The organism is Streptomyces sp. NPDC001744 (assembly GCF_042892575.1).
In the GTDB taxonomy this organism is placed as follows: Bacteria; Actinomycetota; Actinomycetes; order Streptomycetales; family Streptomycetaceae; genus Streptomyces.
In genome coordinates, this window is record NZ_JBIAUG010000004.1 from 1 (window position 1) to 18970 (window position 18970).

The following is an 18970-nucleotide window of genomic DNA, read 5'->3' on the forward strand; positions in this document are numbered from 1 at the left end:
GGGCCCTTCCGGCGGTTCCGACTCTATCAGATCCTTTCGGCGTCTGATTCCCGGTCAGCGGGAGTTGTCTTTCCGGCTGTTGGGCCGTTCCGACGTCTCAAACTCTAGCGGATTTCCCCGACGACTCATAATCGAGTCTTTCGAAATGAATTTCGGCACGCCGAAATTCTTCCCGAGAGGGAGATCGTGCTGAGTAGAGGTGCCGCATCAGCGGCGGGAGTCGCTGCCGCAGGACCGTTCCGGCTCCGTGACAACTCGGAGAACACTACGCGTCCGGGAGGGGAGTGTCAACTACCCCCTCTACCCCCGTCCCGCGACCTCAATCGAGGTCCGTCAGGCGGCCGCCGGCGTCGGGCTGGGTGAGCTCCACACGGCGGAGGAGGCGGATGAGGACGTCACCGAGGACGCCCTTCTCCTCCGTGCTGAGGTCCTGGAGCAGGTCCTCCTCGAAGGCGGTGGCCATGCGCATGGCCTCCAGCCACTTCGTACGGCCCTCGTCGGTCAGCTCGACGATCACGCGGACCCGGTTGCTCTCGTCGCGGTCCCGGGTGACCAGGCCCTCGCCCGCCATGCGGTCGATGCGGTGGGTCATCGCGGCCGGGGTGAGCCCCAGGCGCTTGGCCAGCTCGCCGGGGCCCAGACGGTAGGGCTCCCCGGAGAGGACCAGGGTCTTCAGGACCTCCCATTCGGCGTTGCTGATGCCGAGGTCGGCGAGCTGACGCCCGTACGCCACGTTCATCCGCCGGTTCAGCCGGCCGAGGGCGGAGACGACCTTCTCGACCTGGGGGTCGAGGTCGCGGAACTCGCGCTGGTAGGCGGCGATCTGCTCGTCGAGGCTCGGCTCCTGGAGGGCCTGCGGGCCGGACCGCGCGGGGGTGTCGGACATGCGGCGAGTATTCCACGGGGCCCGTTGGCGTTGAAGTCCTTCCATGTGTACAGTTAAGGAGTTAACTTTAGTATTGAAGTCTTCAGGGTTCAGGGCTACAGGTCTGAACCCGCGATCGAAGTGGGTGAGTGTGACCGAGGCGAGGGGCGCAGCGATGCGCCGGATCCAGGCAGGCAGCGCGCTGAGCGCGTTCGGACTCGGCTTCACCGTGCCGTACCTCTATGTGTACGTGGCGCAGGTGCGGGATCTGGGCGCGGCGACGGCGGGCATCGTCCTCGCCGTCTTCGCCGTGGCCGCGCTCGTGGTGCTGCCCTTCAGCGGGCGGGCCGTCGACCGGCGCGGGCCCGTGCCCGTGCTGCTCGTGGCCTCGGTCGTCGCGGCCGCGGGCGCCGTGGGAATGGGGTTCGCCGCCCACGTGCCGACCGTCGTGGGAGCCGCGGCGCTGCTCGGCGCCGGTACCGCCGTGCTCCAGCCCGCGCTCGCCACGATGATCGTCTGGTGCTCGACGCCCGCGGGCCGCACCCGGGCGTTCGCCACGCAGTTCTTCCTGCAGAACCTGGGGCTCGGCGTCGGCGGTCTGATCGGCGGCCAGCTGGTCGACACCAGCCGGCCGGGCAGCTTCATCCTGCTGTTCTCGATCGAGGCGGCGATGTTCCTGGTGCTCGCCGGGATCGTCGGGACCGCCCGGGTGCCGGGCTCCCCCGCGCTCCAGGACACCCGTCCCACCGGGGCCGGCAAGGGCGGCGGCCTCCGCGCCCTGCTCGCGCACAAGGCGATGGTCCAGCTCTGCGTCCTCGGCTTCGTCCTCTTCTTCGCCTGCTACGGGCAGTTCGAGTCGGGTCTCGCCGCGTACGGCACCGAGGCCGCGGGCATCCAGCCCTCGGCGCTCGGACTCGCGCTCGCCGCCAACACGGCGGTCATCGTGGTGGCGCAGTTCCTGGTGCTGCGGTTCGTCGAGCGGCGCAGGCGGTCCCGGGTGATCGCGGCCGTGGGCCTGATCTGGACCGTGGCGTGGCTCATCGCCGGGTACGCGGGCCTCGGGCACGGCGGCCAGACCATGGCGACGGCGGCCTTCATCTCCACGTACGCCCTCTTCGGGCTCGGTGAGGCGATGCTGTCGCCGACCGTGGCGCCGCTGGTGGCCGATCTGGCGCCGGAGTCGCGGGTCGGGTCGTACAACTCGGCCTTCGCCCTGGTGAAGCAGCTGGCCCTGGCCGTCGGCCCGGCCGTGGGCGGGCCCATGGGGGCCGCGCTGCACGGTCCGTACATCGTGACCTTCGTGCTCTTCTCGCTCGGGATCGCCTTCCTCGCCGTCCGGCTCGGCCGGCAGCTGACCCCGGAGCAGGACCTGCCCTCGTCGGCGCTCAGGCCGTCGAAGGTGGTCGCGCGGCACGAACCGGCCCGCGAGTCCGCGTCCGCCCGATGAGAACGGTCCGGGTCGTGTCCGGAAAGTAGCGCCGTCTGCCCGGAGGGCGGGGGCCGCGGCGTCGCGGCTCGGGCGGGACTTTCCGGACGGCCTAGTTCCGCAGGGCGAACTCGCACCAGACCGCTTTGCCGCCGCCCGGAGTGCGGCGGCTCCCCCAGGACGAGGCGATCGTCGCGATGATCGAGATCCCGCGACCCGCCTCGTCCTCCGTCTCCGCCCTGCGGCGGCGCGGCAGGTGGTCGTCGCCGTCCGTCACCTCGATGATCAGGCGCCGGTCGGTGCGGCGGAGCCGCAGGCGCATGGGCGGGGTGCCGTGCTGGAGGGAGTTCGCCACCAGTTCGCTGGTGGCGAGGACGCCCAGGTCGCACAGTTCGACCGGGAAGCGCCAGCTCGCCAGGACGCCCGAGGCGAAGGCACGCGCGCGCGGGGCCGCCTCCACGCCGCCGAGGAGGTCCAGGGCGGCGTTGTGGAACAGCTCGGCGTCCGCCCCCTCCCGGGAGGGGTGCTGGACGACCAGGACCGCCACGTCGTCGTCGTGGTCGGCGGTGACGCCGAGCGAGCGCAGGAGCCGGCCGCAGACCACCTGGGGAGTGCCGCTCGCGCCGGAGAGGGCGCGGGCCAGGGCGGCGACCCCTTCGTCGATGTCCTCGCGGCGGCGCTCGACCAGGCCGTCGGTGTAGAGGACGGCGGTGGACCCGGGGGGCAGGGCGATGGAGCCCGAGGTGTGCAGCCAGCCGCCGGTGCCGAGCGGGGGACCGGTCGGGTCCTCGGCGCGGCGCACGGTGCCGTCCTCGTCCCGCACCAGCATCGGGAGGTGGCCGGCGGAGGCGTACACCAGCTTTCCCTCGTTGGGGTCGTGGACCGCGTACACGCAGGTGGCGATCTGGCTGGCGTCGATCTCGGCGGCGAGGCCGTCGAGGAGCTGGAGCACTTCGTGCGGGGGCAGGTCCAGGCGCGCGTACGCCCGGACGGCGGTGCGGAGCTGGCCCATGACGGCGGCGGCGCGGACGCCCCGGCCCATCACGTCCCCGATGACGAGCGCGGTGCGGCCTGCGCCGAGGGTGATCACGTCGTACCAGTCGCCGCCCACGGCCGCGTCGGTCCCGCCGGGCTGGTAGGTGGCGGCGATCCGCAGGTCGTCGGGCTGCTCCAGGTCCTGCGGGAGGAGGGAGCGCTGGAGGGTGACGGCGGTCTCGCGGTGCCGGCGCTCGCTGGCGCGGAGCCGTTCGGCGGCCTCGGCGTGGTCGGTGACGTCCGCCGCGTGCACGAGGACGCCGCCCCCGCCGTCCGGCTCCGGGCCGTCGACGGGCAGGCAGGTGACCGTGTACGAACCGCCCTCGCGGGTGCGGCGGGACTTGACCGTGCGGGGCCTGCCGCTGCGCAGCACCTGGTCCATGAGCGGCAGCAGGCCCAGCTCCTCGGCCTCCGGGCAGGTGTCGGCGACGGTGGCCCCGGCCGGGCGGGGGCCGAAGGCGGCGGCGTACGCCTCGTTGACGTACACGATGCGGTGCTCCGGGCCGTGCACGAGCGCGACCAGGCCGGGGAGACGGCCGAGCAGCTCCCGCACGGGGAAGTCCTCCAGGGCGGGGACGCCCTCGGGCGGGGGCTCCGACGGCCGCCCGGCCCCGCGGGCGGCGGGCACGGAGCCTTCGGTCCCCCGCGCCGTGCGGCGCTGCGTGCCGGGGAGCCGGGCGCTCCAGCGGGTGAAGTTCACGGATTCGTATGCCTCGTGGTGTCGGTGCCGTGCGGAGTCACGCTGTGCAGGTGTGGGCCCACCTATGGTCACACGCCCAGTGTGGACGGGTGCACTGACAGTGATGTCAGGACGACGGCTTGTCGTCGTCCCGGGGCGGGGAGGCGGCGAGTTCGAACTCGGCGCGGGGGTGTTCCAGCGAACCGAGCGAGACGATCTCCCGTTTGAACAGGCCGGACAGGGTCCATTCGGCGAGGACCCGGGCCTTCCGGTTGAAGGTGGGGACCCGGCTCAGATGGTAGGCCCGGTGCAGGAACCACGCCGGGTATCCCTTGAGTTTGCGACCGCGGACCTGGGCGACCCCCTGGTGGAGGCCGAGGGAGGCGACGGAGCCCGCGTACGCGTGCGCGTACTCCTTGAGCGGCTCGCCGCGCAGGGAGGCGGCGATGTTGTCGGCGAGGACCCGGGCCTGGCGGACGGCGTGCTGGGCGTTGGGCGCGCACTCCCGGCCGGGTTCGCCCGAGGTCAGGTCGGGGACGGCGGCGGCGTCGCCGGCGGCCCAGGCGTGCGCGACGCCCTCGACGGCGAGCCGGGCGGTGCAGCGGAGCCGGCCGCGCGCGTCCAGCGGCAGGCCGGTGGCGGCGAGGAGGGGGGAGGGCCTGACGCCGGCCGTCCACACGACGGTGCGGGTGGGCAGGCGGGTGCCGTCGCTGAGCACGGCGACCCGGTCCTCGCAGGAGTCGAGGCGGGTTTCCAGGCGGACGTCGACGTTCCGTCCGCGCAGCTCGCGGACGGCGTACCGGCCCATCTCCCCGCCCACCTCGGGGAGGATGCGGTCGGACGCCTCGACGAGGACCCAGCGCAGGTCCTCCGGCTTGATGTTGTGGTAGTACCGCGCGGTGTAGCGGGCCATGTCCTCCAGCTCCGCGAGGGCCTCCACGCCCGCGTAGCCGCCGCCGACGAAGACGAAGGTGAGGGCGGCGTCGCGGATCGCGGGGTCGCGGGTGGAGGAGGCGATGTCCATCTGCTCGATGACGTGGTTGCGCAGCCCGATGGCCTCCTCGACGGTCTTGAAGCCGATGCCGTGCTCGGCCAGGCCGGGGACCGGGAGGGTGCGGGAGACGGAGCCGGGGGCCAGGACCAGTTCGTCGTAGGCGAGCGTGACCGGGCCGCTCCCCTCCTCGTCCGTGGCGGGGGTGGAGAGGACGGCGGTCCGCCCGGCGTGGTCGACGGACCGGACCTCGCCGATGACGATCCGGCAGCGGCCCAGGACGCGGCGCAGCGGTACGACGACGTGGCGCGGGGAGATCGAGCCGGCCGCGGCCTCGGGCAGGAACGGCTGGTACGTCATGTACGGGTCCGGAGTGACCACCACGATCTCCGCGGTGCCGGCTCCGAGTTCCGCCCTGAGCCGCCGCTGGAGGCGCAGCGCGGTGTACATGCCGACGTAGCCACCGCCGACCACGAGAATGCGCGCAGGTTCGGTCACCGTCCCATGACGCACCCGCCGTCCGGGGTTTGTCCACAGGCTCGACGAATTGTGTGACGGGAGGGGTACGGAGGCACGGGGTGGCGCACGGGCGGGGTCCGGCGGAATCCGTCCAGGTCACGGCAGGCGGGACGGGTCCGGCGGGAGGACGGAATCGGGAGCCATCAGGTCCTTGCTCCGATCGGGGGGCGCACCGTGCGGAACTCCCCCTTCTGAATTGACCCCGACTCAACTATGTTCGTAGTTCGTCGGGGTGTCGGGGCGAGCGCGTGGACCGAAGCGCTCGCCGGCCGGGAGCCCCGCATCAGGGCGGGGAGTCTCCGGGGGGAGACATCATGAGCGGGGGAACGCTTATGCGGATGCAGGATTCGCGAGGGCAGGCGGGCACCGGGACGGTGACCGCCGACGCCGGCCGTGCCACGGGGGCCGACGCTTCCGGGCGCCACGAGGCGCCGGTGCAGGACGGCAGGTCCGCGCCGCTGCGGGTGGACGCCCAGCGCAACCTGGAGCACGTCCTGCGGGCCGCGCGCGAGGTGTTCGGCGAGCTGGGCTACGGGGCGCCGATGGAGGACGTCGCGCGCCGCGCCCGCGTGGGGGTCGGCACCGTCTACCGGCGCTTCCCCAGCAAGGACGTGCTGGTGCGGCGGATAGCCGAGGAGGAGACGTCCCGGCTGACCGACCAGGCGCGGGCCGCGCTCGGTCAGGAGGAGGAGCCGTGGTCGGCCCTCTCCCGCTTCCTGCGGACCTCGGTGGCTTCGGGCGCGGGCCGGCTCCTGCCGCCGCAGGTGCTGCGGGTGGGCGTGGACGACCGCGCGGTCGCCGGGGACGCGGACGGTGCCGAGGGCGGGGCCCGGGTGCCGTACCAGCGGATGGGCGCCGAGCAGGCGGACGCGCGCGTGGTCGCGCCGCGGGGCGTGCCGGACGGCGAGCGGACCACCGCGGGGACCGCGGAGCTCCTGGAGGTCGTCGGGCGTCTGGTCGACCGGGCGCGGGAGGCGGGTGAGCTGCGGACGGACGTGACCGTGGCGGACGTCCTCCTCGTCATCGCGACCGCCGCACCGGCCCTGCCGGACGCGGAGCAGCAGGCCGCGGCCTCGGCCCGGCTCCTGGACATCCTGCTGGAAGGGCTGCGGTCGCGGTAGGGGCGGTCTCCGTCGCGGGACGGCGGGTGCCGTGGGTCTGCCGGTGTCGCGGGACCGTCGGTGCCGTGGCGCTGCCGGTGCTCCGGTCCTGCGGCGGAGCGGCTCTTCCGCCGGGACGCGGGCCGCGGCTCGGGCGCGCCCGCGAGCATGACACGAACGCGTGAGCGGTCACGCCCGGGTACGTGAAGTCGCCCCGGACGAGTGGTTCGTGACCGCGCCCCTTCGGCGTGCCCGCCCTCTGTGTCAGGCTTGGCCGGTGTTCGGGTCGGAGCGTGCGGACGGGGGCTTCCGCGATGAGCGGTGACGGACGGGACGAGCCGCTGGGAAACGGCGGCGCCACGGAGACCGGAGGCATGTCCTCCCGGCAGATCCCGCTCCAGGGAGGGCCGGGAGGCGCCGTGCCGGGTGCGTCCGGCGCGGGTGGCCCGTCCTCCGGGCCGCCGGGGCCGCCGGGGGCGTTGCCGCCCGGATACGCCGCCGCGCTCGACGCGAGCGTGCCGCAGCAGCGCGAGGGCAAATCCGCCGGGGCGGGTGCCGGTACGGATGCCGGGTCGGGTTCCGGGGTCGTCGCGGGGGCGGCCCACCGGACGGGACCGGGCGCGTACGGCGGGACCGGCGCGTACGGCGACTCGGACGCGTACGGCGGGCCGGGTGCGTACGGCGGGCCGGGCGTCGAGGACGGCTTCGACGGGGACGAGGGCGTTCTTCCGCCGCCCGTCGAGCTGCCGCCCTCCGACTCCGACCTCGTCCGGCTCATGCGGGGCGGGGACGACTCGGCGTACGAGGAGCTGTTCCGCCGGCACTCCGAGGCCGTGCGCCGGTACGCGAGGACCTGCTGTCGCGACGCGCACACCGCCGACGACCTCACCGCCGAGGTGTTCGCCCGCACCCTCCAGGCGGTACGGGGCGGCGCGGGGCCCGAACAGGCCGTGCGGGCCTACCTCATGACCACCGTCCGACGGGTCGCCGCGCACTGGACCAGGACGCAGAAGCGGGAACACCTCGTCGAGGACTTCGCGGCGTTCGCGGCGGAGGCCGCCCGCTCCTCCGAGGTCTCCGACCAGGACACGATGGACCTCGGCGCGGACGTGCGGGCCATGCACGAGGCCGAGCAGTCGCTCGCCATGCGGGCGTTCCGCTCGCTGCCCGAGCGGTGGCAGGCGGTGCTGTGGCACACCACCGTCGAGGAGGAGTCGCCGAGCGAGATCGCCCCGCTCTTCGGGCTGACCGCCAACGCCACGGCCGTCCTCGCCAGCCGGGCCCGGGAGGGACTCAAGCAGGCGTACCTCCAGGCCCACGTCAGCCAGTCCCTGACGGCGGGCGGCGACTGCGCCCGGTACGCGGACCGGCTCGGCGCCTACGCGCGCGGCGGGCTGCGGATGCGGGCCGAGCGCGGTCTGCGCAAGCACCTGGAGGAGTGCGCCCGCTGCCGGCTCGCCGCCGGCGAACTGGCCCACGTGAACGCCGGCATCCCCGCGCTGCTGCCGATCGCCGTCATCGGCTGGTTCGCCGCCGGGTACACCCTCAAGGCGGCCGGCGTCGTCGCCGGGGGTGCCGTCGGCGCGGCCGGCGCGGGCGCGGCGGCCGCCGCCTCCGGGTCCACGGGCGGCACCGCGTCGGGCGGCGCCGCCGCCGAGGGGCTCGGCGCGCCCGCCAAGGCCGGCATCGCGGCGGCCGTGGCCATCGCCGCGGCCGCCGGACTCGCCTGGGCCATGGCCGGGGACCCGCGGCCCGAGGCCGCGCCCCCGCGGCCGGTCGTCACGCCGGTGACGCCCCCCGCGAGCGCGCCGCCCGTGGAGCCGGTGGCGAAGCCCGTACCGCCGGTCGTGTCCGTCCCGCCGGAGCCCCCGGCGCCCGTGCCGGAGCCCGCGCCTGTCCCCGCGAAGCCGTCCCCGATGCCGGAACCGGAACCGACGCCGTCGTCCCCGGAGCCCACGCCCGAACCGACGCCGCCGCCCGCTCCGTCCCCGGAGCCCACCCCCACGCCGACTCCGACTCCGACGCCGACGCCGAGTCCCGAGGAGCCCTCGCCCGAGCCGGCGTCACCGACCGTCTATCCGGTCGGCGAGCTGGAGTACGGCATCTTCGGCGGCGGCACCGAACCCGAGGTGTCGCTCTCGGAGAGCGGTTTCATGTGGCAGCGCGACGGCCTCTCCGTCGGCGGCACCCGGTACGCGCACGGAGTGAGCGTCCACGCGCCGTCCTCGCTGGTCATCGACCTGAACCGGCAGTGCACGACGTACGAGGCGATGGCCGGCGTCGACGACCTGAGCGCCCTGTTCGGCCTCGGCGGCGTCCGCTTCTCCGTCTACGGGGACGGGAAGCGGCTCTGGAGCTCCGGGGTGGTCGAGGCGGGCGATCCGCCCGTCCCGGTGCACGTCGACATCACCGGGCGCTCCACGCTCCGGCTCGTGGTCGAGGAGGACGCCCCGCTCGGGCGGGCCGTGATCGCCGACTGGGCGCAGTCCCGGATCAGCTGCTCCTGACGCCGGGGAGGACGTCCCGGCCACCGCGCGGCCGGGACCGGGGCCGGGTGGCCGCGCCCGGCACCCGTGCGACCCGCTCCTCCGGGTGTCCGTTTCCGCCGCCGCGCGGCCGCTTCCGGTGCCCGTCAGCCGCCCCCGGTGCCGTCCGGGCCGGTGTCCGTCCGTATGCGGGCCACGGGTTCCACGAGGGCCAGGACCCCGTCGGCGTCCAGGCCCTCGCCCACCGTCCGGGCGGCGGCGAGGCCGGGCGCGCCGAGGGCGGCGAGCGCACGGGCCCGCACCGATCCGGCCTCCACCACCTCCGGGACCGAGGGGGGCACCTCGTGGCGCCAGACGTCGACGGCGGCCAGGACCGTGGCGGCGAGGCCGTGTTCGTCCGCCCGGGAGAGTGCGACCGCGACCCCCTGGCCGAGGAACGTGAGGACGAGGTCCGCGCACCGCGCGTCCCGCGCGTCCCGCAGCGCGGACGCCGCTGAGGCGACGGCCGCGGTGCCCCCGCCCCCGTACGCCTCGATCCGGGCGGTGAGGCCGATGACCCCGGCCGTGAAGTGCGGCGGCGGGTTTCCGGCCACGGTCAGCCGGCCCGCCTCCGCCACCCGGGCGCGGGCCGTTTCGATCTCGCCCCGGTGGAGGGCGATGGAGGCGCGCAGGAAGCAGACGAAGGGCCGGAGGTCCTTGACGTGGTGGCGCTCGGCCTCCGCCGACGCCTCGTCCAGGCCCTGGTCGGCCGCCTCCATGTCACCGGAGCGGTAGGCGATCTCGGCGAGTCGGGCGATGAGGAAGGGGCCCTCGGCGTGGGCGCCCACCTCACGGGCGAGGCGGAGGGCTTCCTCGTAGTCCGCGCGGGCCTCCTCGTACCGGCCGCGCACCATGTTGGCCTCGGCCGCCGCGCTCGTGATCTGCGCCCCCATCCAGCGGTCGCCGACCCGGCGGGCGAGGGCGCGGAGTTCGGCCAGGTCCTCGTCCACCCCGGCCATGCCGCCGGGCATGTCGACGGTCATGTGCGTACGGAACATCAGGCTGACGCCCACCTCCCAGTCCCCTCCGTGGCGGCGGCAGTTGGCGACGGCGGTGTCGAGCAGGTCCCGGACCCGCACCGGCTCCTCGGTGAGGATCGCGGTGAACGGCCAGAGCAGGCCGGGGAAGCGGGCGGCCTCGGGACCCGGTTCGTCCCCGAACACGGACCGCACCCGCCGGACCAGGGCCATGGTCACGGGGTCGTCGCGCAGTTCCGAGACGGTGTGGCTCTCGATCAGCAGGAAGAAGTACAGCATCCGCAGGCGCATGCGCGGCCAGTGGCGCGGGTCGGCCGGGTCGGCGGGGTCGTCGCCGAGGGCGACGGCGCGCTCGACCCAGGCCAGGCCCTCGGGGCGGTAGTTGCGCAGCCACCAGAACCAGCCCATGGCGAAGACGAGGCGGAGGGCGGCGGTTTCGTCGGGGTCGGTGACGAGGGTGCGGTGGAGGGCGGCCCGGATGTTGTCGAGGTCGCGCTCCAGCCGTTCGATCCAGGGCATCTGCTCGCCGGAGCGCAGCTTGGGTTCGGCGGCCTCGGCGAGGGCCGTGAAGTGGGACGTGTGGGCGGCCTCGGCGGCGGCGAGCAGGGCGGGGGTCTCGGCGGCGCGTTCGACCGCGTACTCGTGGATGGTCTCCAGGAGGCGGTAGCGCATCTCGCCGTCCTCGGCGGGGGCGGCGACGACGAGGGACTTCTCGACCAGGGCGCCCAGGATGCCCAGGGTGTCGGTGGCGGGCGGGGAGAGGGACTCCGCGGCGGCGAGGTCCCAGCCGCCGGCGAAGACCGAGACCTGGCGGAGCAGGGTGCGCTCGTCCGGGTCGAGCAGGTCCCAGGACCAGTCGACCACGGCGCGCAGGGTCTGCTGGCGGGGCAGGACGGTACGGGAACCGGAGGTGAGGAGCCGGAACCGGTCGTCCAGGCGGTCCGCGATCTGGCGGGGGGTGAGCAGGCGGAGGCGGGCGGCGGCCAGTTCGATGGCGAGCGGCAGGCCGTCGAGACGCCGGCAGATCTCGTCGACGGTCTCGCCGCCGTCCCGGGCGAGGTCGAAGGAGGGCCGTACGGCGCGGGCGCGCTCGGCGAAGAGGCGGTGGGCGGGGTCGGGCGGCAGGGGCTCCACGGGGCGGATCGATTCGCCGGGGACGCCGAGGGGTTCGCGGCTGGTGGCGAGGACACGGAGCCGCGGGCAGTGGGAGAGGAGGGTTTCGGCGAGGGCGGCGGCCGCGCCGATCACGTGCTCGCAGTTGTCGAGGACGAGGAGGAGCGGGCGGTCGGCCAGGTGCTCGACCAGGTGGGCGGTGGGATCGTCCTGGGGCGGGGCGCCCTCGCGGGCGATCAGGTTGATCTCGCGGAGGCGGAGCGCGGAGAGGACGGCGCCGGGTACGGCCCCGGGGTCGTCGAGCGGGGCGAGTTCCGCGATCCATGCGGCGGGGCCGACGGTCCGCAGGGCGGCCTCCTCCGCGAGCCGCGTCTTGCCGCTCCCGCCGGGGCCGGTGAGCGTGACGAGGCGGCAGCGCTCCAGATCGGCGCGGAGCGCGGAGAGTTCGGGCTCCCGGCCGACGAAGGAGGTGAGCCGGGGGCGGATGTTGCCGGGGAGGGGGGCGGGGCCCGTGCCGGTGCCGGGAGCGGCGGCGACGCGTGCCGACGGGGCCGGTACGGGTCGGGGCGGGGTCCGGCCCGTGAGGAGTTCGCGGTGGAGGGCGGCGAGTTCGGGGCCGGGGTCGGCGCCGAGGGCGTCCGCGAGGGTGCGGCGGGCGGACTCGTACGCGGCGAGGGCGTCGGCGTGGCGGCCCTCGGCCCGCAGGGCGCGGACGAGGTGGGCGTGGAACGTCTCGTCGTACGGGTGCGTGGCGGTGAGTTCGGTCAGCTCCGGTACGAGTCCGTCGGTGGCGCCCCGGCGCAGGTCCGCCTCGACGCGGCGGCGCAGGGCCGCGAGCCGCTGGGCCTCGGTCCGGACGCCCGCCGGGCCGGGCAGGTCGGCGAGGGCGGGGCCGCGGAAGAGCCCGAGGGCCTGCCGGAGGAGGGCGGCGGCGGTCGCGGGGTCGCCGGCGTCCAGGCGGGCGCCCGCTTCGGCGGTCCGGCGCTCGAAGACGTACAGGTCGATGTCCTCGGGTCCGGCGGCGAGCCGGTAGCCGGGGCCGGGAGCGGAGACGACGGCCTCCCGGCCGAGGACCCGTCGGAGGCGGCCGACCAGGGCCTGGAGGGCGGCGGGCGCGTCCTGCGGCGGGTCGTCCCCGTACACGTCGTCGGTGAGTTCGCCGACCGGGACGGTCCGCCCGCCGCGCAGCGCGAGCGCGGCGAGGAGCGCGCGCAGCCGGGCACCGCCGAGGGGGAGGGGGGAGCCGTCGGGACGAAGGGCCTCGGTGGTGCCGAGGAGGAGATACCGCACCGGTTCATTGTGGCCGCCGTCCCCTCCGTACGCCTCGGGGTTTCCCCGGGCCGAACCCCGAGACGGCGGGCGTCAGAACTCCGCGGTGTCCAGGGTGAAGCCCAGGGGGGCCGGGAGCGGTACGGGCGTCCCCAGCTTGTGGACGGACTTGTGGCCGTAGTCGTCCCCCATCGGCCCGGAGCACACGGCGGCCTCGCCCGCGTCGCGGTCGATCAGGAGGTAGAGGGGGACGCACGCGCGCGCGTAGGCCCGGATCTTCTGGACGCGGTCGCGTCCGGCGGTGGAGGTGGAGGTGACCTCGGCGACGAGGAGGACGGGGTCGGGGGCGTGCCACTCCCGCTGGTCGTCGAAGCTGCCCTTGGGGGCGACGACGAGGTCGGGGATGACCCGCACCGGGTCGGCGGTCCCGGGCAGGACGAGGCCGATGCCCGTGAAGTTGCGCAGTGCCTTGTCGACACGCCGGGCGATGACCTGCTCCACCACCTCGGTCACGATCTCTTCGTGCTCGCCATTGGCCGGAGGCACCACGTGGATCTCCCCTTCGATCAGCTCCACGCGCCAGCCCTTGGGGGCCAGCGCACTGAACAGCTCGAAGGTCTCCTGCACGCTCGCGCCCTCGCGGTCGGGCGTGCCCTCGGAGAACGCGTCTTCCGGAATCGGCAGCGGCATCGCCATGCCGGACCTCCTTCGCTCGCTCGGTGCGACGCTCCCAGCCTAGGCCGGGCAGCGCGGCGGAGACCGGAGCACGTTCACTCGAACGAGCGTGCCGTGCGTGTTCCGCCGGGAGGCGACCCGCGACGGCTCACGCCGGCAGCGACCGCGACGCCGGGACCAGCGGGCCCTGGACCGCGCGGTGGGCCCGGGGTTCCGCGGTGCTGGTCCAGCAGGAGCCGCGGCGGGCGAGGAGGCGGCGGAGCCAGAGTTCGGTGGAGACGAGGTCGGCGAGGCCGTCGAGGGGGACGGGCTCGCCGTCGGCGGCGGCGCGGAGGGCCTCGCGGACGACGCGGGCCTCGATCAGGCCCGCGTCCGCGAGCAGTGGCGCGTCGAAGAGGGCGAGGAGCCGGGGGAGCGCGGCGCGCAGGCCCGCGCGGACGGCGGCGGCCGGGACGGCCGGGTGGGGGGCGCCCCAGCCCGGCGGCAGGTCGTGGACGCCGGCGCCGGACAGGACCGTGCGCAGGACGCCCGCGCGGGCGTCGGGCTGGACCCGCAGCGATTCGGGGAGGACGCGGCAGGCCCGTACGACCTGGTTGTCGAGGAAGGGGGCGTGCAGTCGCTGGCCCCGGATCTCGGCGGCCTGTTCCAGGACCCGGTGGTCGGCGGCGGCGCGGGCGAGGGCGGCACGCGCGCGTGCCTCGCCGGGGCGCTGGACGGAGGCGGGGAGGGTCGCCGCCCTGGTCAGGCGAACCGATACTTCGGCCAGCGCCTCTCCCGTCAGCCACCGCGCGGCGGGCCCCGGCCGCGACCAGGCGAGCGCGGAGAGGGACGCCTCCAGGGGGCCGAAGCCGTCCGGGGCCGTGCGGTTGGCCTCCAGGACCCGCTTGGCCGCCGCCTCCAGACCGGCCCGGTACGGGGTGCGGGCCAGCTTCCGGGCCGCCCGGTACACGGTCAGCGGCACCAGGAGCGCGCCCGCCGACGGCCCCGACGCCTTGGCGAGCGCGGTGACGGGGCGGACCAGGGAGCGTCGCCTGCGGTCCATCAGGAGGTCGGCGAGGCGCGCCGGGTGCGCGTCCAGGACCTGCCGGGCGCCCATGCCGGTGAAGTGGTCGGCGCTGCCGCCCGCGAGCCGCCGCCGGTGGCGTTCGGCCGTGACGAGGGCGGGCCCCGGTTCGTCGGTGAGCGGTCCGTCGAGGGAGGCGTACGGGAGCGCCTCCTCGCCTGCCGCGACGACCACGTGGTGCAGGCGCGGGTCGGCGGCCAGCTCCCGGGCCCGCTCCAGCTCGTCCTCGCGGCCGGCGCCGGTCCGGTTCGCCAGGTCGTTGAAGGTGACGGCGAGCAGCCGCTCCCCCGCACCCGCGCCGTGGCCGGTGATCGTGCCCGGGACCCCCGGGAGACCGGCCGCCAGGAGGGCGAGCGTGCCCGAGGCGCTGCCGCCGGACAGGTCGGCGCCGATGCCGGGCGCCGGGCCCGCGCCCCGGGCGGCGCGCCGGTCGGCGGGCCCCATGCCGGGGACCGGGCCCGGGTCGGGCGGCGGGGCCTCGGGGGCGTGCCGGGGGGCGGTGAGCCGTGCCCGTACGGCTTCGACCAGGGCGTCCCTGACGCCTTCGACGGCCTGCCGGGGGTCGGACTCGGGGGTAGCGACCGCGAGCGAGGCGACCTGTTCGTATCCGGTGATCTCGCGCGAGCCCTCCCGCAGGATCAGCGCGTGGCCGGGCGGGACCCGCCGGACCCCTTCGTACGGGGTGGAGTCGCGCAGCGCCTCCGGGGTCTCGGGGCAGGCGAGCAGGGCGGCCAGGTGACCGATGTCGAGCTGGGCCTCGACCAGGTCGGCGAGGGGGAGGGCGGCGGTGGCGTACGCGGTACCGCCCTGCCAGGGGGTGTGGAACACCGGCCGGGCGCCCGCGAGATCACCCGTGACGGTGATGCGGCGGCCCGCCTTGACGACGGCGGTGTAGCTTCCCGGCCAGGCCGTGAGGTGGCGCAGGGCGCCGCCGCGCGCGGTGAGGAGGCCGAGGCGCAGCTCCTCGTCGCCGGCGGCGCAGCAGCCGAGGACGGCGAGGCGGGTGTGGTCGTCCACGGACACGACGCGCACTTCGTCGGGGCGCCAGTCGCCGACCGCCCAGAGCGGGTCGGGACCGCCCCAGAGGGGTTGTGCGCCCACCGGTTGCACCGTGCGCCCCTCGGCCGCCGGGCGGTCGTGGCCGGAGCCGTACCCGTGGGCCGTGTCCGCCGGGTCGTAGGGGCCGTGTGCGTCGTACGGGCGGTGCGCTTCGTACGGGCGGTAGGAGTCGTACGGGCCGTGCGGGCCGTTCCCCGCTCCGGTCCGCGCCCTCCCGGACGGTGCGAAGCCCGCGGCGGCACTGCTCCAGCCCACCAGCCATCGCATCGGCGCCTCCACGTCCGTTTCGGTGGGAGACATGCTGCCACGACAACGGCGCACGGGGCGGGGTGCGGGGGCACGGGCGCGAAAGCCGAATGCGCCCCTGGCATGAGCCAGGTGGACACCGGTGACATTCGGCCAAATATCGACCGCCCCAAGGAGGTTTGAACGGCGTTCGGCCGCCGATGGCGCCCCGGCGGGGGCGATCCGTCCGTACGGAACCACGGCAGGCCGGGAGGCGGTTCCGCCCCCCGGTGCCGTCCGCCGCCCGCGGGGAATGGGGCGGCGATGTCCCCCGGCCCACTGGTCCGGGACTCCGGCCCCGGTCGAACGGGCCGACCCACGCGGTACCGATGGAAGCCCTCCCCGGCCTCCGGGACGAGAGCGCACGGCCGGGCGCACGGCCACACGCGCGGAGCACGTACGGGCCGGTCCGTCCGGTTCATCGACCGATCACACAACAATCTCGCCATACGGAACACCGCCCCTTAACGGTAGGGATGCGGCGAACTACCCTGTGTTTACGAATGCCGCACGCCTATGCCCGGCGTCGTGGCAGCCGTCTGTGCTGTCGAGGGGTGGCGTCATGTCCAGGGAGCAACGCGGGCCGAACGAAAAGCTCGGCACGGTTCTCGCCCTCGCGGGAATCAGCAACGCCGGGCTCGCCCGGCGCGTCAACGACCTCGGCGCGCAACGGGGCCTGACGCTTCGTTACGACAAGACCTCGGTCGCCCGGTGGGTGTCCAAGGGCATGGTGCCGCAGGGCGCCGCCCCGCACCTGATCGCCGCCGCGATCGGGCAGAAGCTCGGCCGGCCCGTGCCGCTGCACGAGATCGGGCTCGCCGACGCCGATCCGGCGCCCGAGGTGGGGCTCGCCTTCCCGCGCGACGTGGGCGAGGCGGTCCGCTCCGCGACCGACCTGTACCGGCTCGACCTCGCGGGCCGGCGGGCCGGCGGGGGCGGCATCTGGCAGTCGCTCGCGGGTTCGTTCGCGGTGAGCGCCTACGCCACGCCCGCGTCCCGCTGGCTGATAACCCCCGCCGACCCGTCGGTGGAGCGCGAGGTCCCGCGCCCGGCGGGCGGCTCCCCCGCCGCGCCCGTGACCGAGCACGCGCGCGTGGGCCACAGCGACGTCGCCAAACTCCGCGAGGCCGCCGAGGACGCGCGCCGCTGGGACTCCAAGTACGGCGGCGGGGACTGGCGCTCGTCCATGGTCCCCGAGTGCTTACGCGTGGACGCGGCCCCGCTGCTGCTCGGCTCGTACTCGGACGAGGTCGGCCGGGCCCTGTTCGGGGCGACCGCCGAACTCACCCGGCTCGCCGGCTGGATGGCCTTCGACACCGGGCAGCAGGAGGCCGCCCAGCGCTACTACATCCAGGCGCTGCGGCTCGCCCGCGCCGCCGCCGACGTGCCCCTCGGCGGCTACGTCCTGGCGTCCATGTCGCTCCAGGCCACCTACCGGGGCTTCGCCGACGAGGGCGTGGACCTCGCCCAGGCCGCCCTCGAACGCAACCGGGGACTCGCGACCGCCCGCACCATGTCCTTCTTCCGGCTGGTCGAGGCGCGCGCGCACGCCAAGGCCGGGGACGGGGCCGCCGCCGCGGCCGCGCTCAAGTCCGCCGAGGGCTGGCTGGAGCGCTCCCGGAAGGGCGACGCCGATCCGACCTGGCTGGGCTTCTACTCGTACGACCGGTTCTGCGCCGACGCCGCCGAGTGCTACCGCGACCTGAGGATGCCCCGCGAGGTGCGCCGCTTCACGGAGCAGGCGCTGTCCCGGCCGACCGAGGAGTTCGTCCGCTCGCACGGGCTGCGGCTCGTCGTCTCCGCCGTGGCCGAACTGGAGTCCGGGAACCTGGACGCGGCGTGCGCGGCCGGTACGCGCGCGGTGGAGGTGGCGGGGCGGATCTCGTCGGCGCGGACGACGGAGTACGTACGGGACCTGCTGCACCGGCTGGAGCCGTACGGGGACGAGCCGCGCGTCGCGGAGCTGCGGGAGCGGGCCCGTCCGCTGCTCGCCGCCCCGGTGTGACGCGCCCGCCCGCCGACCCCTGAGCGGCCCGTGTCCCGCCGTGATCCGCGTCTTGCGCGTCCGGGCGAGGTTTCGCGGCGCTGTCAGTGGGTCAGTGCAGTATCGGGGGTGGGAGGTGGGACCGGTGTTCGACTGTGACGTGCTGGTGATCGGCGGGGGGATCGTCGGTCTGTCGACGGCGTACGCGCTGACGCGCGCCGCCCCCGGCACCCGGGTCGCGGTCCTGGAGAAGGAGCACGGCCTCGCCCGCCACCAGACCGGGCGCAACAGCGGGGTGATCCACAGCGGGATCTACTACCGGCCGGGGTCGCTCAAGGCGCGGTTCGCGGCCGAGGGCGCCGCCGAGATGATCAAATTCTGCGCGGAGTGGGGCATTCCGTACGAGGTGACGGGGAAGCTCGTCGTCGCCACCGCGCGCGAGGAGCTGCCCCGGCTGCACGCGCTCGTGCAGCGCGGCCGGGAGAACGGCATCCCGGTGCGGGAGCTGGGCCCCGCGCAGATCAGCGCGTACGAGCCGCGGGTGCGGGGCCTCGCCGCGATCCACGTCGGCACGACCGGGATCTGCGACTACGGAGCGGTGGCGGCGCGGCTCGCCGAGGCGTCCGGGGCGCGGATCCTGTACGGCGCGGAGGCCGCCGTGATCGACCGGAGACCCTGGGGCGTCGCCGTGCGGACGGCGGACGGGCGGGTGGTGCGGGCACGGGTCCTGGTGAACTGCGCGGGGCTGCACTGCGACCGGATCGCGCGGCTCGCGGGCGACGACCCGGGCATGCGGATCGTCCCCTTCCGGGGGGAGTACTACGAACTGGCCGATCCGTCGCTGGTGCGGGGACTGGTCTATCCGGTGCCGGACCCGGCGTTCCCGTTCCTCGGGGTGCACCTGACACGGGGAATCGACGGCGGGGTCCACATCGGGCCGAACGCGGTGCCGGCCCTCGCCCGCGAGGGGTACGGCTGGTCCGTCGTCCGGCCGCGCGAGCTGGCCGCCACCCTGGCCTGGCCCGGTTCCCGGGCGATCGCCCGGAGGCACTGGCGGTACGGGGCGGGCGAACTGCGCCGCTCGCTCTCGAAGCGGGCCTTCACGGAGGCGGTGCGGCGGCTCCTTCCGGAGGTGCGGGAGTCCGACCTGCGGCGGGCCGCGCCGGGGGTGCGGGCGCAGGCGGTGCTGCGGGACGGGACGCTCGTCGACGACTTCCTCGTCCGGGAGGCGGCGCGGACGGTCCACGTCCTGAACGCGCCCTCCCCCGCGGCGACGGCCTCGCTCCCGATCGGGCGCGAGGTGGCGGGGCGGGCGCTGGCCCTCCTGTAGGGCCCGGTCCCCGCCGCGACGGGCACCTGCCCGCGCGACCCGCGGGTCCCGCCCCGGCCCCGTAGAATCGTCCGC

The 18970-nt window shown here is 75.5% G+C and carries 11 protein-coding genes; 5 read left to right on the top strand and 6 right to left on the bottom strand.

From position 1 onward, the window contains the following. Positions 1-319: 319 nt before the first annotated feature. Positions 320-886 carry a MarR family winged helix-turn-helix transcriptional regulator gene (locus ACFYZY_RS06190; RefSeq protein WP_388690005.1) on the bottom strand — a complete coding sequence of 189 codons (567 nt, stop codon included), beginning with the start codon at positions 884-886 and terminating at the stop codon, positions 320-322. 154 nt (positions 887-1040) lie between these two features. Here ACFYZY_RS06190 and ACFYZY_RS06195 point away from each other — a divergent pair, with 154 nt between their 5' ends. Beyond that, complete coding sequence (locus ACFYZY_RS06195; protein WP_388690006.1) at positions 1041-2312, top strand: MFS transporter; 1272 nt, start codon at positions 1041-1043, stop codon at positions 2310-2312. 91 nt (positions 2313-2403) lie between these two features. On the opposite strand, the gene ACFYZY_RS06200 is transcribed toward ACFYZY_RS06195, so the two are convergent. Both ACFYZY_RS06200 and ACFYZY_RS06205 read right to left on the bottom strand, forming a co-directional pair. After that, a complete protein-coding gene (locus tag ACFYZY_RS06200) occupies positions 2404-4026 on the bottom strand; it encodes a SpoIIE family protein phosphatase (protein ID WP_388690008.1) in 1623 nt (540 codons plus the stop codon). Between the two features lie 106 nt (positions 4027-4132). After that, the gene (locus ACFYZY_RS06205) at positions 4133-5494 is read right to left on the bottom strand and encodes an NAD(P)/FAD-dependent oxidoreductase (protein WP_388690009.1); all 1362 of its coding nucleotides are present in this window, start codon (positions 5492-5494) and stop codon (positions 4133-4135) included. Positions 5495-5847: 353 nt separating this feature from the next. Here ACFYZY_RS06205 and ACFYZY_RS06210 point away from each other — a divergent pair, with 353 nt between their 5' ends. Both ACFYZY_RS06210 and ACFYZY_RS06215 read left to right on the top strand, forming a co-directional pair. Continuing rightward, positions 5848-6636 (top strand): TetR/AcrR family transcriptional regulator, encoded by a 789-nt coding sequence (locus ACFYZY_RS06210; RefSeq protein WP_388690011.1) that lies wholly within the window; start codon positions 5848-5850, stop codon positions 6634-6636. Between the two features lie 293 nt (positions 6637-6929). After that, positions 6930-9122: a sigma-70 family RNA polymerase sigma factor gene (locus ACFYZY_RS06215; protein WP_388690012.1), complete on the top strand. Its 2193-nt coding sequence runs from the start codon at positions 6930-6932 to the stop codon at positions 9120-9122. A gap of 125 nt (positions 9123-9247) precedes the next feature. Here the strand turns inward: ACFYZY_RS06215 and ACFYZY_RS06220 are convergent, their stop codons facing one another. From ACFYZY_RS06220 to ACFYZY_RS06230, 3 genes are all read right to left on the bottom strand, one after another. After that, on the bottom strand, positions 9248-12520 hold the full coding sequence (locus tag ACFYZY_RS06220; RefSeq protein WP_388690014.1) for an ATP-binding protein: 3273 nt from the start codon (positions 12518-12520) through the stop codon (positions 9248-9250). A 72-nt stretch (positions 12521-12592) separates the two neighbouring features. Next, positions 12593-13189, bottom strand: coding sequence for a Uma2 family endonuclease (locus tag ACFYZY_RS06225; protein WP_388690600.1), 597 nt, complete (start codon positions 13187-13189; stop codon positions 12593-12595). Positions 13190-13322: 133 nt separating this feature from the next. Then, positions 13323-15563 (bottom strand): asparagine synthase-related protein, encoded by a 2241-nt coding sequence (locus ACFYZY_RS06230; RefSeq protein WP_388690603.1) that lies wholly within the window; start codon positions 15561-15563, stop codon positions 13323-13325. Positions 15564-16143: 580 nt separating this feature from the next. On the opposite strand from ACFYZY_RS06230, the gene ACFYZY_RS06235 reads away from it, so the two are divergent. Both ACFYZY_RS06235 and lhgO read left to right on the top strand, forming a co-directional pair. After that, positions 16144-17586, top strand: coding sequence for an MFS transporter (locus tag ACFYZY_RS06235; protein ID WP_388690016.1), 1443 nt, complete (start codon positions 16144-16146; stop codon positions 17584-17586). Between the two features lie 124 nt (positions 17587-17710). Beyond that, positions 17711-18895, top strand: a complete 1185-nt coding sequence (gene lhgO, locus ACFYZY_RS06240; protein WP_388690018.1) for an L-2-hydroxyglutarate oxidase — start codon at positions 17711-17713, stop codon at positions 18893-18895. Positions 18896-18970: the final 75 nt, after the last annotated feature.